This window comes from Clostridium sp. LIBA-8553 (assembly GCF_057782465.1).
In genome coordinates this window covers 3,143,470-3,160,720 of record NZ_CM173489.1, presented here as the reverse complement: position 1 = coordinate 3,160,720, position 17,251 = coordinate 3,143,470, and the positions used below count along the sequence as shown (strand labels likewise).

The window sequence follows — 17,251 nt, the reverse complement described above, 5'->3', positions numbered from 1 at the left end:
TAAAGTACCCCTAAGGGGTATATTAGGAGGCGTGTAAAAATGGTAAAACACATAAATGATCAAGATTTTAATACAGAGGTAATAGAAGCAAGTGAAGTAGTAGTTGTTGATTTCTGGGCAACTTGGTGTGGACCTTGTAAAATGATAGCACCAGTTATAGAAGAGTTAGCAAATGAAATGACAAATGTTAAATTTGTAAAAGTTGATGTTGATAAAAACCCAGGTTCAGCTGGAAAATATCAAATACAAAGTATACCAACTTTATTAATATTCAAAGGTGGAAAAGTTGTTGATACTTTAGTTGGATTTAGACCAAAAGCTGCATTAGTTGAAGCTATCAAAAAATACGTTTAATAAGCTTCTTAAGGAGATGAACAATTTTGAGCGAAAGATATGATATAGCCATAATAGGAAGCGGACCAGCTGGTCTTTCAGCTGCATTAAATGCAAAAATTAGAAATAAAAAATTTATTCTTTTTGGTAATGATGATTTAAGCACAAAGCTTGTTAAAGCACCAAAAGTAAATAACTATCTTGGATTTGTAGGAAAAGATGGTATAGATCTTAAGAATCAGTTTATGGGTCATTTGAGAGAAATGGATATAGAAATAACTGAGGAAAGAATAAATAGTATTTATGCTATGGGAGAATATTTTGCTCTTATGGTAAATGAAAAAATGTATGAAGCAACTTCAATTATAATTGCAACGGGTATAGAATACACAAAACCTATGAGAGGCGAAGCAGAATTTTTAGGTAAAGGTGTAGGCTATTGTGCAACTTGTGATGCTCCATTATACAAAGAGAAGGTTGTAACTATAATTGGTTATAATAAAGAAGCTGAAGAGGAAGCTAACTTTGTAAGTGAATTAGCAGCTAAAGTTTATTATGTTCCTAGATATAAAGGGAAGTTTAATTTAAATTCATCAATAAAAGTTGTGGATGATATTCCTGTAGAAATACAAGGAGAAGATAAGGTCACTAAATTAGTTACTAAAAATGGTGAAATAGATACTGATGGTATATTTGTACTAAGAGATAGTATATCACCAGGACAATTAGTACCAGGATTAAAAATAACTGATGATCATATAGAAGTTGATAGATTAATGAAGACTAATATAGAAGGATGTTTTGCGGCTGGCGATTGTACAGGTAAGCCATATCAATACATGAAAGCTGCCGGTGAAGGAAATGTAGCTGCCCTAAGTGCAGTAGCGTACTTAGACAGTAGGAGATAAGAAAAAAAGCTAACACTTTGTGTTAGCTTTTTCTTTAGGTAACATTAAAAAAGACATGTTGACCTATGCTTTTTTCTCCTATCTTTTCAACGCCTTTCATCCACGAGCATGTAGCAATTTTAGGGTTATAAAAATATAATGCTTCATCTGTTGGGTCACAGCCTTCTATGGCCTTAAGAACAGCATTATAGCTATCACTATCAGGTACTACGTCTATTTTTCCGTTTCTAACGCAGGAAAAAGCATTTTTTTGAGTTATTACTCCTTGAATAGTATCAGGAAAGTGTGAATCTGTTGTTCTGTTAAGTATTACTGATGCGACAGCTACTTTTCCATCAAAAGGTTCCCCTTTACTTTCAGCATATACAACCTGAGACATTAAATATATGTCATCTTTAGTCAAGGATATTGTAGAGTTTGAGCTCTTGAATACAGCAACAACCTCGTCAGGTGTATTACAGATTTGATCAGATTCTGGGGGTTGTGAATTATCAGCTATTTCTGTTAATTCTATATAATCATTTTTGGTTACATGCTCATTTGAAAGAGAAAGCCCTAAAACTTCTTTCTCATTAAGTGTAGTGATGATAAATAAGGCGAAGGCGAAGATGAAGTAAGTATAAATACTCTTTTTCATAAGAACCTCCTTTTAGGTAATTATTTTACTTTGTATATTGTAACCAAAAAAACAGACTTAATACGTTATTTTAATTTTTGATATAATTATCTAAGGACTTTTCAGCAGATTCTAATGAATATATGAATTCATCAAATAGTTCTGAAGACTTATCATAATAATCTTCTGAAGTCTTTTTATTTTCAATCTCATCTAAAAGACCTTTATAGAAATAATCAATATAGTTACCATAAGATTTTAATGCCTTTTCAAGAGCTAAGAAGCAATCATTAGCTTGTTCTGGAATAGGCAAGGAATATAAATCGTTTTTAAGCTCTTGAAGAGAAGCAATTTTACCGTCTATGTCGGTTACTAAAACTTTTAAATCCCTATTGGATTCTTTTATTAGGTTTGCTGTTTCAAAAAGTTTTTCATCCATTGAAGAAAGTTTTAAGGCTATTGATTTCATAGCAACTACAAAATCATTTTTTTGGCTTTGAACAAAGTTCTTATCTCTATTGGTTTTTATTAACTCATTTATATAATAAAAAATATCTTGGAGATAAGTATTTCCTTCTTTGTATAAATAAACAGGGATTAAATTAGAGCGACATAAGTAATAGTAATTTTCACATTCTTCTTTTAGCTTTAAAGTAATTGCATATTCATCAGCTAGATTTAAAGCGTCAGGAGTTTTTAGAATGGAAAGCACCTTATTAAATAGTTCAATATTTTTATCTAATCCATTACTAAGTGGTATTAATAAATCTTCGTGTTTTGGAGAAACTGTTAAAGATTTTAAATTAGAATTTATGGTTGTAAGTTTTTCAAGTTTATTTTCTATAGAGCTTACATAGTTTTCTGAAGTTATGGTTCCTTCAGTAAAATCATAAGTAAGATTAATCTCAGAAACTGATCTTCCTAAGTCCTCAAGCTTAGATTTTTCATTATGTGCTCTAAAAAAGGAAAATCCTAAAACAAATATTAGTATTAGAACTGCAAATATTATATATATTAAGGAATTATCAATATATTTTTTATACTTAAAGTCCATAATAAGTACCCCCTCATATGATTTTTCTATTAAAATATATGAAGAAATATATAATAACATTACCTAGAATATGTAAAACTACAAAGAAATGATTTAAAATATATTTTATAATTATATTTTTATTGTATAATTTAATTGTTACGGTAATGGAGGTGAATTTTGTGCAAGAATTAATAATGATATTTACAAATAGTTTAAAGGATATATCTATTTGGTCAATCATAGATATTTTAATTGTAGCTTTTATATTTTATAGAGGATATATATTAATAAAAGAAACTAGAGCAGAGCAATTATTAAAAGGAGTAATATTATTATTGATTTTGATTCCTATAAGTTATGTTTTAAGACTTCAAATGTTAAACTTTATATTAACAAAGACATTAACAATAGGAGTGTTATCAATAGTGATTATTTTCCAACCTGAAATCAGAAGAGCTTTAGAGCATATAGGAAGTACAGCCTTTGATGATTTTCATGTAATTCAAGATGATCAAAAACTAGAGGAAGTTATTGACCAGCTTATAATAGCAGTAGAGGATATGGCTGAGACTAAAACAGGAGCCTTAATTGCTATTGAACAGGGAACTGGTTTAGCAGAAATAATATCTACAGGAACTCAGTTAGATGCTGTTATAACGTCAGCATTAATAGAAAATATATTCTTTAAGAATACTCCATTACATGATGGGGCAACTATAATTAGAAATGATAGAATTGTTTCAGCAGGTTGTGTTTTACCATTAACAAATAATAATACTATAAACAAAAAGTTAGGAACTAGACATAGAGCAGCTATAGGTTTATCTGAGGTATCAGATGCTTTAGTTATTGTTGTTTCAGAAGAAACAGGAGCTATATCTCTAGCTGTAAAAGGAAGATTAACTAGAAACTATGATGGTAAAAAGTTAAAAAATATATTATTAAAAGTTATGAAGAATAGACGTGATAAGAGAGGTAAATCTTATGGGGAGAAGGTGAAAATATGCTTAAAAAAATTAAAGGAAAAAATTTCTTAGTAAAATTTATATGCTTATTATTATCCTTTTCACTTTGGTTGTACATAATAAATGTGGAGAATCCAGTTAGAGAATACAAATTGAATAATGTTCCTGTTCAAGTTATAAATGCGGATATTTTAAAGGAATATAATTTAGTATTGACTCCTAATCAAAATTTAACAGTAGATTTAGATTTAGAGGGGCCTTCAACTGAAATATATAAAGTGAAGAAAGAACAATTTAAAATAGTTGTTAATTTAGGAGAGTATGTTTTAAAAGAAGGAGATAATAATATACCAGTACAAATAGAAACTTCTCCTAACAATATAAATATAAAGAATAATGGATTGTTAAGAGTAAATGTAGCTCTTGATAAATATCAAGAAAAAAGCTTACCAATTGAAAGTAAAATAAAAGTAAATACAGAGCAAGGAGTTTATGCTGATAAAGTAAATATTAATCCACAGAATGCTACTGTATCTGGTGCTCAATCATTAGTAAGCAAAGTTAAATTTTTAGAAGTAAAGGGCGAGATAAATGATGTTAGCAAAGCTGTTAATATGAGTTTACCAGTTGTTGCTGTAGATGATAGTGGAAATGAAATTAAGGATGTAAATATAAGTCCCAATAAAGTAGATGTATCTTTTGGAGTTAAAAAAGCTAAGGAAGTACCAGTTAATGTAATAACGACAGGAACTACTAAGGAAGGCTTAGCCTTAAAATCTATTACTCCAAGTCTTACTAAAGTTAGCTTAGTTGGTTCAGAGGATGCCTTAAGTAAGGTTAGCTATGTAGAGACTGCACCTATAGATGTATCTCAGTTTTCAGATGATACAGAGGTATCAACAGGATTAAAAATTCCAGATGGAGTAAGTTTAACTTCTAATGATCAGTCTCAGATTAAAGTTAAATTAGACTTTAGCAAAGACTTACAAAAAGAAATTGATGTTCCATTAACTGTAGAAGGAAGTTTAGAAGGATATACACCTGAAACTGATGTTAAGACCGTGAAGTTAACATTAGATGGTCCTGAGGATTCTGTAAATAATGTAGATATAAGCAAGTTTAAATGTAGTATTGATATATCAAAACTTACAGAAGCGGGAGGAAGTATAAAGCCAACTATATCAAATCATTATGATAACATAAAAGTTATTAAAGTGGATCCGGCAGAGGTTAAAGTAACTTTCAAAAAGAATGAAGAGTCAACTGGTGGTACTGACAATAGTGGTACGAATTCAGAAAATCCAAACAATAATAACAATAGTAGCAATACTTCAAACGAAAATAATAAGCAAAATCAAAATAAGAAACAATAGTATTTACCACAGATTACTTTAGCGGTATTCTGTGGTAAAATAATTTACTAAAGAAAATAAAATGGAGGCAATTTTATGACTATTAGAATAAATAATATTAGTTTAGATATAAATGAAGATTTAGATCTTTTAAAGAATAAAGTAGCTAAAAAACTAAAAATTTCTAAGGGTGAGGTTGGAGATATAAAAATAATAAAAGAATCCTTAGATGCTAGAAAAAAGAATCTTATAAAATTTAACTATTGTATAAATATAGAGCATGAAAATGAAGAGAAGATAGTAGCTAGACTTAATGATAAAGATGTAAAAATAGATACAGTTAATTATGATTTCGACTTTGAATTTGGGGAAAAGAAACTTGAACATAGACCAGTAGTAGTAGGATTAGGACCGGCAGGGCTATTTGCGGCTCTTTTACTGGCTAAAAAAGGATTTAACCCAATAGTATTTGAAAGAGGAGAAGATGTTGATGAAAGAACTAAAACTGTAGAAGAGTTTTGGAGAACTGGGGAATTAAATCCAGAATCAAATGTACAGTTTGGTGAGGGTGGTGCAGGAGCATTCTCAGATGGAAAGCTTACAACTAGAATAAAGGATACAAGATGCGATTATGTGCTTGATGCTCTTGTAAGGAATGGAGCTCCTGAAGAAATAATATATAAAGGAAAACCGCATGTAGGAACTGATATATTAAAAAATGTAGTTAAGAATATAAGAGAAGAAATAAAAAGACATGGTGGAGAAGTTCATTTTAATTCAAGATTTGAAGGAATAATAAAGAAAGATAATAAATTAAAAGGAATTAAGGTCAACGGAGAAGATGTTCCATGTGAAGTAGTAGTTTTAGCTTTAGGACATAGTTCTAGAGATACATACGAAATGTTATTTAACGAAGGAATATTTATGAAACAGAAACCTTTTGCTATAGGGGTTAGAATAGAACATCCACAGGAAATTATAAATTTAAGTCAATATGGAGAAAAATATGCTAATCATCCTAGATTAAAGGCGGCAGAGTACAGATTAGCATATCAAAGTAAGATTTTAGATAGAGCTGTATATTCTTTCTGTATGTGTCCAGGAGGAGTTGTTGTAAATGCTTCTTCAGAAGAAAAAAGATTATGTGTAAATGGAATGAGTTATCATGCTAGAGATAAAGAAAATGCTAACTCAGCTTTAGTTGTAACCGTAGGATCAAATGATTTTGGAGGAGATCATCCTTTAGAAGGAATGAAGTTTCAAAGGCATTATGAAGAACTTGCATTTAAACTAGGTGGAGGAAATTATAATACTCCTGTTCAATTAGTCGGAGATTTCATGAATGATAGAGTTTCAACTAAATTAGGAAAAGTTAATCCAAGCGTATTAAGTAATGGATATAGATTTGAAGATTTAAGAAAATGTCTTCCTTCTTATGTAATAGCAGGGTTAAAAGAAGGTATTACTGATTTTGATAGAAAAATAAAAGGGTTTGGACATAGCGATAGTGTATTAACTGGTATAGAAACAAGAACCTCAGCACCAGTCAGAATTGAAAGAAATGAGAAATTACAAAGCATATCTTTACAAGGTTTATATCCTGCAGGAGAGGGAGCAGGATTTGCAGGCGGAATCGTTTCAGCAGCGGTAGATGGATTAAAGGTTGCAGAAAACATAATGAAAGAATACCATGTTTAAAATTTAACAATTAAATAAAAATAATAAATTGAATATTCTGAAAACTTACGTTTTCAGAATATTTTTTGGTAGAATATAGTTATGGAGAATTAATTTTGAATTGATAAATTTATGTAGTCAAATTTTTTTTGTTTGCAATTGTTATAAATTTAACAAAATTCAAGAAAGAGGGTTGAGTATTATGGCTAAAAATTTTAATGAATTGTTTTCAAAACTAAGAGAAAATGGAATGAAAAAAGTTTCAGTTGCAGTTGCTCAAGACGAACCAGTTTTAGAGGCTGTAAGAGAAGCTAAAAAGTTAGGAATAGCTGATGCTGTTTTAGTTGGGGATGAAGAAAAAATAAAGGAAATAGCTAATAAAATAGATATGAATTTAGCTGATTTTCAAGTTATAAATGAGCCTAACGATAAAAAGGCAGCTTTATTAGCAGTAGAGTTAGCATCAACAGGAAAAACTGACATGGTAATGAAAGGTTTAGTTGATACTGCTACTTTCTTAAGAAGTGTATTAAATAAAGAAGTTGGATTAAGAACAGGTCAATTAATGTCACATGTATCTGTATTTGAAATACCAGAAATGGATAGACTACTTTTCTTAACAGACGCGGCATTTAATACATATCCAGAGTTAAAAGATAAAGTAGCAATGATAAATAACTCAGTTAAAGTAGCTCATGCTTGTGGAGTAGAAGTTCCTAAGGTGGCTGTTATCGGCGCTGTAGAAGTTGTAAATCCTAATATGCCAGCAACAATAGATGCAGCATTATTAGCTAAAATGAGTGATAGAGGACAAATAAAGGGATGTATAGTTGATGGTCCATTCGCCTTAGATAATGCTATATCAGAGGAAGCTGCGGAGCATAAAGGGGTAAAAGGAGAAGTTGCAGGAAAAGCAGACATATTATTATTACCTAATATAGACGTTGCAAATGTAATGTATAAGACTTTAACTTACATGTCAGAATGCAAGAATGGTGGATTATTAGTGGGTACATCAGCACCAGTTATATTAACTTCTAGAGCAGATAGTTTTGAAACAAAAGTTAAATCAATAGCTATAGCAGCAGTAGTTGCTCATGATTTAAAATAATAGATTTTGGGGGAGAGTTATATGGCATACAAATTATTAATAATAAACCCAGGTTCAACATCTACTAAAATAGGTGTTTATGAGGGAGAAAAAGAAGTATTAGAGGAGACTTTAAGACATTCAGCAGAAGAAATATTAAAATATGATACAATATATGATCAACTTCAATTTAGAAAAGAGGTTATTTTAAATGTTTTAAAGGAAAAGGGTGTTAACATAAATGAGTTAGACGCCGTTGTTGGAAGAGGTGGAATGCTTAAACCAATAGAAGGTGGAACTTATGAAGTTAATGATGCTATGGTTGAGGATTTAAAAATTGGAGTTCAAGGTCAACATGCTTCAAACTTAGGTGGAATATTATCTAATGAAATAGCAAAAGAAATTGGGGTAAAAGCTTTTATAGTTGATCCAGTTGTAGTTGATGAAATGGAAGATGTAGCAAGATTATCTGGAGTTCCAGAGTTACCAAGAAAAAGTAAATTCCATGCATTAAATCAAAAAGCTGTTGCTAAAAGATATGCTAAAGAGCACAATACTTCATATGATGACGTTAATTTAATAGTTGTTCATATGGGTGGTGGTGTTTCAGTAGGAGCACATAAAAAAGGAAGAGTTGTTGATGTAAACAATGCTTTAGATGGTGATGGACCATTTTCACCAGAAAGATCAGGGGGAGTACCTGCTGGAGACTTACTTAGACTTTGTTTCTCAGGAAAATACAGTGAAGATGAACTTTATAAAAAATTAGTTGGTAAAGGTGGATTTGTTGCTTATGCTAATACAAATGATGCTAGAGACTTAATAAAGTTATCACAAGAAGGTGATGAAAAAGGTTCACTAATATTCAATGCATTCATATACCAAATAACAAAAGCTATAGGAGAAATGTCTGTAGTTCTTGAAGGTAAAGTTGATGCTATAGTATTAACTGGTGGAATAGCATACAGTGATTACGTTACTAATGCTATAAACGAAAAAGTTAACTGGATTGCGCCAATAGTTGTATATGGTGGAGAAGATGAACTTTTAGCTTTAGCTCAAGGAGCTATAAGAGTTTTAGACGGAGTAGAAGAAGCAAAAATATATAATATGTTACTAATGTCATAAACGAAAAATTTAATTGAATTGCATCAATAGTTTTATATGGTTTGGAAGATGAACTTTTAGCTTTAGCTCAAGGAATTATAAGAGTTTTAGATAGAGTAGAAAAAGCAAAAATATATAAATAGATTAAAGAAATACATGTAAATATTAAGATTGATTATGATTTGGGGAAGAATTTTGTAATTCTCCCTTAAATTTTGTTTTAAAAAAGTGTTCATAAAAGTCTGAAATATTTATATTTCACAAATATTATGTTAGAATAGTAACGATGATTTTTAAATTAACTGATTTTTACGATATATGAGTTGAGGTTTAGTATTTATCAAAAAATCCTAAAAATTGGAGGAACAGCATGAATAAAATAATAATCAATGATAAGACTATCGAATTTGATGGTGACAAGACGATACTTGACTTAGCAAGAGAGAATGGCTTTGACATTCCTGTGCTTTGTGAGTTAAAAAATTGCGGAAACAAAGGACAATGTGGGGTTTGTCTTGTTGAGCAAGAAGGAAATGATAGACTATTAAGATCTTGTGCAATAAAAGCTAAAGATGGAATGGTTATTAAAACTGATAGTGAAAAAGTTATAGAAGCTAGAAAAGAAAGAGTTGCAGAACTTTTGGACGAGCATGAGTTTAAATGTGGACCATGTAAAAGAAGAGAAAACTGTGAATTCTTAAAACTTGTAATTAAAACAAAAGCAAGAGCTCACAAACCATTTGTAGTTGTAGATAAATCAGAGTATGTAGATGATAGAAGTAAATCAATAGTTTTAGATAGAACTAAATGTGTTAAATGTGGTAGATGCGTTGCTGCATGTAGAACAAGAACAGCTACTAACTCAATAAAATTCCATAGAATTGATGGTGTTAGATTAGTTGGACCAGAAGAATTAAAATGTTTCGATGATACAAACTGTTTATTATGTGGACAATGTGTTGCTGCTTGTCCAGTTGATGCGTTATCAGAAAAATCACATATAGAAAGAGTTCAAGATGCATTAAATGATCCAGAAAAACATGTAATAGTTGCTATGGCACCAGCTGTAAGAACATCAATGGGTGAATTATTCAAGATGGGTTACGGCCAAGACGTTACTGGAAAATTATATACTGCTTTAAGAGAATTAGGTTTCAATAAAGTATTTGACATAAACTTTGGTGCTGATATGACAATAATGGAAGAGGCTACTGAGCTTATAGAAAGAATTAAAAACAATGGACCTTTCCCAATGTTAACTTCATGTTGTCCATCATGGGTTAGAGAAGTTGAAAACTACTTCCCAGAGTTAGTAGAAAATCTTTCAACAGCTAAGTCACCACAACAAATATTTGGAACAGCATCTAAAACTTATTATCCACAAGTTGCTGATATAGATCCTAAAAAGGTATTTACAGTAACTATAATGCCTTGTACTTCTAAAAAATTCGAGGCTGATAGACCAGAAATGGAAAACGAAGGAATTAGAAATATAGATGCAGTTTTAACAACTAGAGAATTAGCTAGAATGATAAAAGCTGCTAAAATAGATTTCGCTAAATTAGAAGATAGCGAAGTGGATCCAGCTATGGGTGAATATACAGGAGCTGGTGTTATATTCGGAGCTACTGGTGGAGTTATGGAGGCTGCTTTAAGAACAGCTAAAGATTTCATGGAGAATGATAACTTAGATAACGTAGATTATGAAGTTGTTAGAGGATTAGCTGGAATAAAAGAAGCTAATGTTGAAATATCAGGAAATGAATATAAAATAGCTGTTGTAAGTGGAGCTGCTAATGTATTTGAATTGGTTAACTCAGGTAAAATAAATGATTATCACTTCATCGAAGTAATGGCATGCCCAGGTGGATGTGTTAACGGTGGAGGACAACCACATATTTCAGCTGAAGATAGTGATAAAATGGACATCAGAGAAGTAAGAGCTTCTGTTCTTTACAACCAGGATAAGAATTTAGAGAAGAGAAAATCACATCAAAACTCAGCTTTATTAAAAATGTACGAAAACTATATGGGTCAACCAGGTCATGGAAAAGCTCATGAGTTATTACACATGAAATATAAAAAATAATATTTGAAATATAAACAGAGTACTTTAAAGTACTCTGTTTTTTTATAGTTTTTTATAAAAACTGAAAAAATTAAATATAAAATATCACAAGAAAAATGAAATTTGTACAGGCTATTTAGATTATCATACAAAAAATAATGAATTCTTTTGTAAATAATGTCCATAGATGAAAACGGTTAATTGGTATAAAATAAAATCATAAAAGAAATTCGAGAAAATAATTGGAATTTATGGGGGAGTATTAATATGGCAAATTTATCACTTAAACATATTTATAAAGTTTATCCAGGAGATGTTACAGCAGTTAAAGACTTTAACTTAGAAATCGCTGATAAAGAATTCATCGTATTCGTTGGACCATCAGGTTGTGGTAAGTCTACTACTTTAAGAATGATCGCTGGATTAGAAGAAATATCAAAAGGTGAATTATTTATTGGAGATAGATTAGTTAACGAAGTTGAACCAAAGGAAAGAGATATAGCGATGGTTTTCCAAAGTTACGCACTATATCCACATATGACTGTATATGATAACATGGCATTTGGACTTAAGTTAAGAAAAGTTCCAAAGGAAGAGATAGATAAAAAAGTTAAGGATGCTGCTAAAATACTTGATATAGAGCATTTATTAGATAGAAAACCAAAGGCTTTATCAGGAGGTCAAAGACAAAGGGTTGCATTAGGTAGAGCTATAGTAAGAGAACCTAAAGTATTCTTAATGGACGAGCCTTTATCAAACTTAGATGCTAAGTTAAGAGTGCAAATGAGAACTGAGATTTCTAAATTACATCAAAGATTACAAACAACATTCATATATGTTACACATGACCAAGTTGAAGCTATGACAATGGGTACAAGAATAGTTGTTATGAAAGATGGTATAGTTCAACAAGTTGACTCACCACAAGAAATATACAATAATCCAGCTAACATCTTCGTTGCAGGATTCATAGGAAGTCCACAAATGAACTTCATAGATGGTACTATAAAAGAAGAAGGCGGAAAATATTTTGCATGCTTCCAATCAGAAAAGATTGAAATGCCAATGGAAAAAGCTAGATTATTAAAAGAAAAAGGATATATCGGAAAAAGTGTTATAATAGGTGTAAGACCTGAGCATTTAGATGATGATCAAGAGTTAGTTGCTGCCAATCCAACAACTGTAATAAAATCAAAAGTTGAAGTTACAGAGTTAATGGGAGCAGAAAGTTACATTTATACTAAACTTGGTGAGCAAAGCATAACAGTTAGAGTAAATGGAAGCACTAAGCTACAAAGTGGTCAAGAAGCTAAGTTCTACGTTGATGCTAATAAAATTCATGTATTCGATAAAGAAACAGAATTAAAATTAGTTTAATTAGTAAATAGCTTTAATATAGAGAGGTAATTAATATGTACAGTTTTCATAAGTTCTTAGAAGAGTTATATTTAAATACCCAAATACCTTTCAAGGTTACTTTGGATGATGAGGAATTCATATTATCAGATTTTGATAATGATGAGACGGTTTCTTTAGAATTTGAAGTTAATGATAAAAAGGGAAAAATAATAACTCAAAAGGAATATGAAAGCTGTACTTCTTTATTAAGATATTTAATTGAGAATAAGATTAAAGAAGTATCAAGTAATAAGGAAAAACTTATTAAGAAAGCTTTGAATGGAGTTATTATAGATAAAAACATTATTGATAAAGAATTATGCTTTTTAAAGGATGAGTTTTACATAATTAATGTTTATTTAGCTTCACATATTCAAGAAGGCTTAGAACTTATTAATGAATGCTATAGTAATAAAAATATAGTTAGCGTATTAAAGGAAGATAACATAGTAATTATTGGTGCCTTAGAAGATGTTTATGATCATGTTAGTAGTATCAAGGATTCTATTGACTCAAACCTTTATGTAAAATGCTATATAAGCTATATGAAATTAAGTAATATAAATGAAATAAAAGAGGCTTATGAGATAAATATGTCTAAGATAAATCTTGCAATAAAATATGATTTGGATGAAGTCGTTTATGGAGAAAGAGATTTAATTTTTGAAACTTTAGTTGACTCCATAGATGAGGAATTAAAGAGTAAGATGTATGAAGATTTTGGATTAGGATTCTCTAAGCTAGATAGAGAGATGATAAAGACTATAGAAACATTTTTTAAATGTGGACTTAATATAAGTGATGCATCTAAAGAATTATATGTACATAGAAATACTCTCATCTACAGATTAGATAAAATTCAGAAGTGTACATCTTATGATATAAGGAATTTTAATGAAGCTGTGATCTTTAAAATCGCTTTTTTAATATGGCGTGGAAAAGAAATAGGTAAGCAATAATAAATAAAAATATATTTATGAGAGTAGAGAACCGTATCAAAAATACTATTTAGAGTATTTTTGATATGGTTTTTTATTTTAATAACATCATAAATATAGTCATAAAAACTACTGTAAATAATATATCAAAAATGGTAAAAAAATTAATGGATAAATTTTATATGAAATCTACAAAAATTTCAAAAAAAGTATTGAAAATGTTTTCTAGATGTTATATAATAATTTTGGAAACGATACCGAAGTGCTTTCCAAAGAGATTATTAATGAATAATAGATGAAATATTTTTTTGAATATTTTTGGTATCGTTTCCGAAGATGAGAATTTAAAAATTATAGCTTTTTAGCTAATTAAAAGTTATGAGGGGGATTTTAGAATGGGAAAACGTACAAAAATTCTAGCAACTGTAATGGCAGCAACAATGTTATTTGCAGGGTCACTAGTAGGATGCGGAGGAAAAACTGATTCAGGAAATGCTGGAGGTTCAGAAAAAGAACTAACAGTATGGTCACACTTAACAACTCCAGAAGTGGACGAGATAAATAAATTAGCCCAAAAATGGGGAGAAGAAAATGGAGTTAAAGTTAAGGTGGTAGAAGATAAATCAGAAATGCAAGCTTACATACAAGCTGCAAACAGTTCTAAGGGACCAGATATCATGTTTGGTTTAGCACATGATAACTTAGGAACATTCCAAAAGGCAGGACTTTTAGCAGAAGTTCCAGAAGGAACTATAAATGATTCTGATTATGCATCACATCAAGTTTTAGATGCTGTAACAATAGGTGGAAAAAGATATGCAGTTCCAATAGCACAAGAAACTTCAGCTCTTTTCTATAACAAAGATAAAGTTAAAGAAGTTCCAAAGACTATGGAAGATTTAGTTAAGGTTGCAGAAGAAGGTGCAGGATTTAAATATGATATTAATAACTTCTATGCTACTTATGGATTTATAGCAGCAGATGGAGGATATGTTTATAAAGATAACAATGGAACTCTTGATCCAACTGATATTGGATTAGCTACACCAGGAGCTATAAAAGGATATCAATTCGTTCAAGATTTAGTTCAAAAAGATAACTTAATGCCAGCTGATATAACTGGAGACATAGCTAAAGGTGATTTCTTAGCTAAGAATACTGGATTCTATATTTCAGGACCTTGGGATGTATCAGCATTTAAAGATGGTGGAGTAAACTTTGGAGTAGCTCCAATGCCAACATTATTTGGAAAACAAGTACCAACTTTCTTAGGGGTTCAAACTGCTTTTGTAAGTGAAAAATCAAAAAATAAAGATTTATCATGGAAATTAGTTAAGTACTTAGCAGATAATTCAGGTGATATATTATTAAACAAAGGTAATAGAATTCCAGTATTAAATAAATACTTAGATAGTGCAGACTTCAAGAACAACGAATATATGAGTGCTTTCGCAGAACAAGCTAAATTCGCTACACCAATGCCTAACATACCAGAAATTCAAGCTATGTGGGGACCTGCTGGAGCTAACTTACAATTATTAACTTCAGGTCAAATCACACCAGAACAATGTGCTCAAATGACAGTAGAGCAAATTAAAGAAGGTATATCACAACAAAAATAATTAGAAATTTTAACTAGGGGGATGAAAAGTCCCCCTTATTTATAAGAATTATCTTAAAGGGTAGAGGTATTTTATTAAGGAGGAGAGTATGTAATGCAAGTAGTAGCAGATAAGAAAGCGGCAAGAAAAAAGAGTATGAATCAGACAAAGAAATCTATTCCATATTTATTACCAGCACTTATATCAATTATAATATTTACAGTTTTACCTATATTATATACAGTTTATATATCTTTTACAGATTATACAATGTATTCACAAGGCAATGTTCAATTTGTAGGATTAGCAAACTTTATAGAGGTTTTTACAGGACCTTTTAAAGAAATATTTTTCCCAGTTTTAGGTTGGAACTTAGTGTTTGCAATAGCTTCAACTTTAGGAACTTTCTTCTTAGGATTAATAGTTGCTATGGCAGTAAATAATCCTAACTTAAAAGAAAAAGCAATTTATAGAGCAATACTTATAATTCCATGGGCTTTACCAGCAACAGTAGCAATACTTTCATGGAAAGGTCTTTTAAATGGAAGTTACGGAGCAATAAATAACTTATTAATGAATTTACATGTAATAGCAGATCCTATTCCATGGTTAACAGATCCAATGTGGGCAAGAGTTGCAATAATATTCGTTGGTATATGGTTAGGATTCCCATACATGATGAATGTTTGCCTAGGAGCTTTAGGAGCTATTCCAGATAGTTACTATGAAGCTGCAGATGTTGATGGTGCTAGTAAATGGCTTCAATTTAGAAAAATAACATTACCATCATTAGCACAAACTGCTTATCCATTAATAATTTCATCATTTGCATTTAACTTTAATAACTTTGGACAGGCATATTTGATTACTAATGGTAATCCACCAAGGATGGCGACTCAGTTTGCTGGATACACAGATATCCTTGCATCTGTAAACTATAAATTATCAACACAATTTGGTAGATTTGAAATAGCATCCGCAATAAGTATAATAATATTTATCTTATTAGCAACAATATCATATTATCAAATGAAATTATCAGGACAATTCGAGGAGGTTGAATAAGATGCAAAGTAGAGTACAAAAAAAGAGCGGAATAAACACTTCCTCAGAAATTAAATATAAAAAGAAATTAAGACCATCAGAAGTAAGGTCAGTATGGATAGCAAGAGTATTTTTATGGTTTATGTGTCTTGTAGTATTATTCCCAGTTCTATCTATAGTAACTGCTTCTATGGCCAAAGGGGAAGCTTTCGTACAAACAACATTATTACCACAAGCATGGACACTTGAAAACTATTCAAAGGTTTTAACTGAAACAAACTTTTTAATTTGGGTTAAAAATACTATTGTTATATGTGTTGCGGTATCTGTAATTCAATTACTTTTAACAATACCAACAGCTTTTGCTTTCTCAAAACTAAGATTCTGGGGAAAGAAAAAAGGATTAATGTTTTTGTTATTACTTCAAATGTTCCCAGCAGCTATGTCATTACCTGCAATTTTAGGTCTTGCATATAGATTAAATGGTATGGACCATATAATTACATTAGTAATTATAGCTGCAGGTGCTAGTGCATATAATATTTGGTTAATGAAGGGATTCATAGATGGAATTCCAAAGGAACTTGTAGAAGCTGCAAGCGTTGATGGGGCAACTACTTTCCAAATATTTATGAAAATAATATTACCATTAACAAGAAATATGATTTTAGTAATATTCTTATTTACATTTATAGGATCATATAGTGAATTTATATTCGCTTCAGCAATATTAAAAGATCCAGATAGTTTAACACTTGCTGTAGGTATGCAACAGTTTATTAAAAATGACTTCTCAGCTAACTGGACTCAATACTCAGCTGCAGCAATAATGGCTTCAGTTCCTATAGTAATTCTTGCAACTGTAGGTCAAAAATACATGGCTAAAGGTTTAGTTGCTGGATCAGTTAAAGGTTAAAGTTAATAAAATATTTTATATGGAATAGAATTTAAATACCTTATAGATACTAGATACCTCTTATAAGATTATAATATGTTGATGGATAAAAGTAGAAGGAGGATGATAACTTCCTTCTATATCCATCAAAATGTGAAAAGTGATTATTAAAATAGGTATTTAGGAACATTAAATTTTATTATAATTATTTAAACTCTTGTAA

At 30.4% G+C, this 17,251-nt stretch carries 15 protein-coding genes; 13 read left to right on the top strand and 2 right to left on the bottom strand.

The window, feature by feature from the left end; translation table 11 throughout:
* The first annotated feature begins 39 nt into the window (after positions 1-39).
* Positions 40-354: a thioredoxin gene (gene trxA, locus AC2JAQ_RS14265; RefSeq protein WP_488457015.1), complete on the top strand. Its 315-nt coding sequence runs from the start codon at positions 40-42 to the stop codon at positions 352-354.
* A 26-nt stretch (positions 355-380) separates the two neighbouring features.
* Positions 381-1,241 carry an NAD(P)/FAD-dependent oxidoreductase gene (locus tag AC2JAQ_RS14260; RefSeq protein WP_488457014.1) on the top strand — a complete coding sequence of 287 codons (861 nt, stop codon included), beginning with the start codon at positions 381-383 and terminating at the stop codon, positions 1,239-1,241.
* 34 nt (positions 1,242-1,275) lie between these two features.
* On the opposite strand, the gene AC2JAQ_RS14255 is transcribed toward AC2JAQ_RS14260, so the two are convergent.
* Both AC2JAQ_RS14255 and AC2JAQ_RS14250 read right to left on the bottom strand, forming a co-directional pair.
* Positions 1,276-1,878 carry a cell wall hydrolase gene (locus AC2JAQ_RS14255; RefSeq protein ID WP_488457013.1) on the bottom strand — a complete coding sequence of 201 codons (603 nt, stop codon included), beginning with the start codon at positions 1,876-1,878 and terminating at the stop codon, positions 1,276-1,278.
* A 70-nt stretch (positions 1,879-1,948) separates the two neighbouring features.
* A complete protein-coding gene (locus tag AC2JAQ_RS14250; protein ID WP_488457012.1) occupies positions 1,949-2,911 on the bottom strand; it encodes a hypothetical protein in 963 nt (320 codons plus the stop codon).
* Between the two features lie 161 nt (positions 2,912-3,072).
* On the opposite strand from AC2JAQ_RS14250, the gene cdaA reads away from it, so the two are divergent.
* The 11 genes from cdaA to AC2JAQ_RS14195 all read left to right on the top strand — a co-directional run bounded on the left by cdaA (position 3,073) and on the right by AC2JAQ_RS14195 (position 17,049).
* Positions 3,073-3,930, top strand: coding sequence for a diadenylate cyclase CdaA (gene cdaA, locus AC2JAQ_RS14245; protein ID WP_423239033.1), 858 nt, complete (start codon positions 3,073-3,075; stop codon positions 3,928-3,930).
* Positions 3,897-5,231, top strand: a complete 1,335-nt coding sequence (locus AC2JAQ_RS14240; RefSeq protein WP_488457011.1) for a CdaR family protein — start codon at positions 3,897-3,899, stop codon at positions 5,229-5,231. The genes cdaA and AC2JAQ_RS14240 overlap by 34 nt, the downstream gene beginning before the upstream one ends.
* A gap of 75 nt (positions 5,232-5,306) precedes the next feature.
* Complete coding sequence (locus AC2JAQ_RS14235) at positions 5,307-6,908, top strand: NAD(P)/FAD-dependent oxidoreductase (protein WP_488457010.1); 1,602 nt, start codon at positions 5,307-5,309, stop codon at positions 6,906-6,908.
* 181 nt (positions 6,909-7,089) lie between these two features.
* Positions 7,090-7,998, top strand: a complete 909-nt coding sequence (ptb, locus tag AC2JAQ_RS14230; protein WP_488457009.1) for a phosphate butyryltransferase — start codon at positions 7,090-7,092, stop codon at positions 7,996-7,998.
* Positions 7,999-8,019: 21 nt separating this feature from the next.
* Positions 8,020-9,105, top strand: coding sequence for a butyrate kinase (gene buk, locus AC2JAQ_RS14225; protein WP_488457008.1), 1,086 nt, complete (start codon positions 8,020-8,022; stop codon positions 9,103-9,105).
* Positions 9,106-9,454: 349 nt separating this feature from the next.
* Entirely contained in the window at positions 9,455-11,173 is a 1,719-nt protein-coding gene (locus AC2JAQ_RS14220) for a ferredoxin hydrogenase (RefSeq protein WP_488457007.1), read from the top strand.
* Positions 11,174-11,419: 246 nt separating this feature from the next.
* Positions 11,420-12,529, top strand: coding sequence for an ABC transporter ATP-binding protein (locus tag AC2JAQ_RS14215; protein ID WP_488457006.1), 1,110 nt, complete (start codon positions 11,420-11,422; stop codon positions 12,527-12,529).
* 35 nt (positions 12,530-12,564) lie between these two features.
* Positions 12,565-13,509 (top strand): PucR family transcriptional regulator, encoded by a 945-nt coding sequence (locus tag AC2JAQ_RS14210; RefSeq protein WP_488457005.1) that lies wholly within the window; start codon positions 12,565-12,567, stop codon positions 13,507-13,509.
* Between the two features lie 374 nt (positions 13,510-13,883).
* Positions 13,884-15,110 (top strand): sugar ABC transporter substrate-binding protein, encoded by a 1,227-nt coding sequence (locus AC2JAQ_RS14205; RefSeq protein WP_488457004.1) that lies wholly within the window; start codon positions 13,884-13,886, stop codon positions 15,108-15,110.
* A 93-nt stretch (positions 15,111-15,203) separates the two neighbouring features.
* Positions 15,204-16,154 carry a carbohydrate ABC transporter permease gene (locus AC2JAQ_RS14200; RefSeq protein ID WP_488457003.1) on the top strand — a complete coding sequence of 317 codons (951 nt, stop codon included), beginning with the start codon at positions 15,204-15,206 and terminating at the stop codon, positions 16,152-16,154.
* A 1-nt stretch (position 16,155) separates the two neighbouring features.
* Complete coding sequence (locus tag AC2JAQ_RS14195) at positions 16,156-17,049, top strand: sugar ABC transporter permease (RefSeq protein WP_488457002.1); 894 nt, start codon at positions 16,156-16,158, stop codon at positions 17,047-17,049.
* The last annotated feature ends 202 nt before the right edge of the window (positions 17,050-17,251 follow it).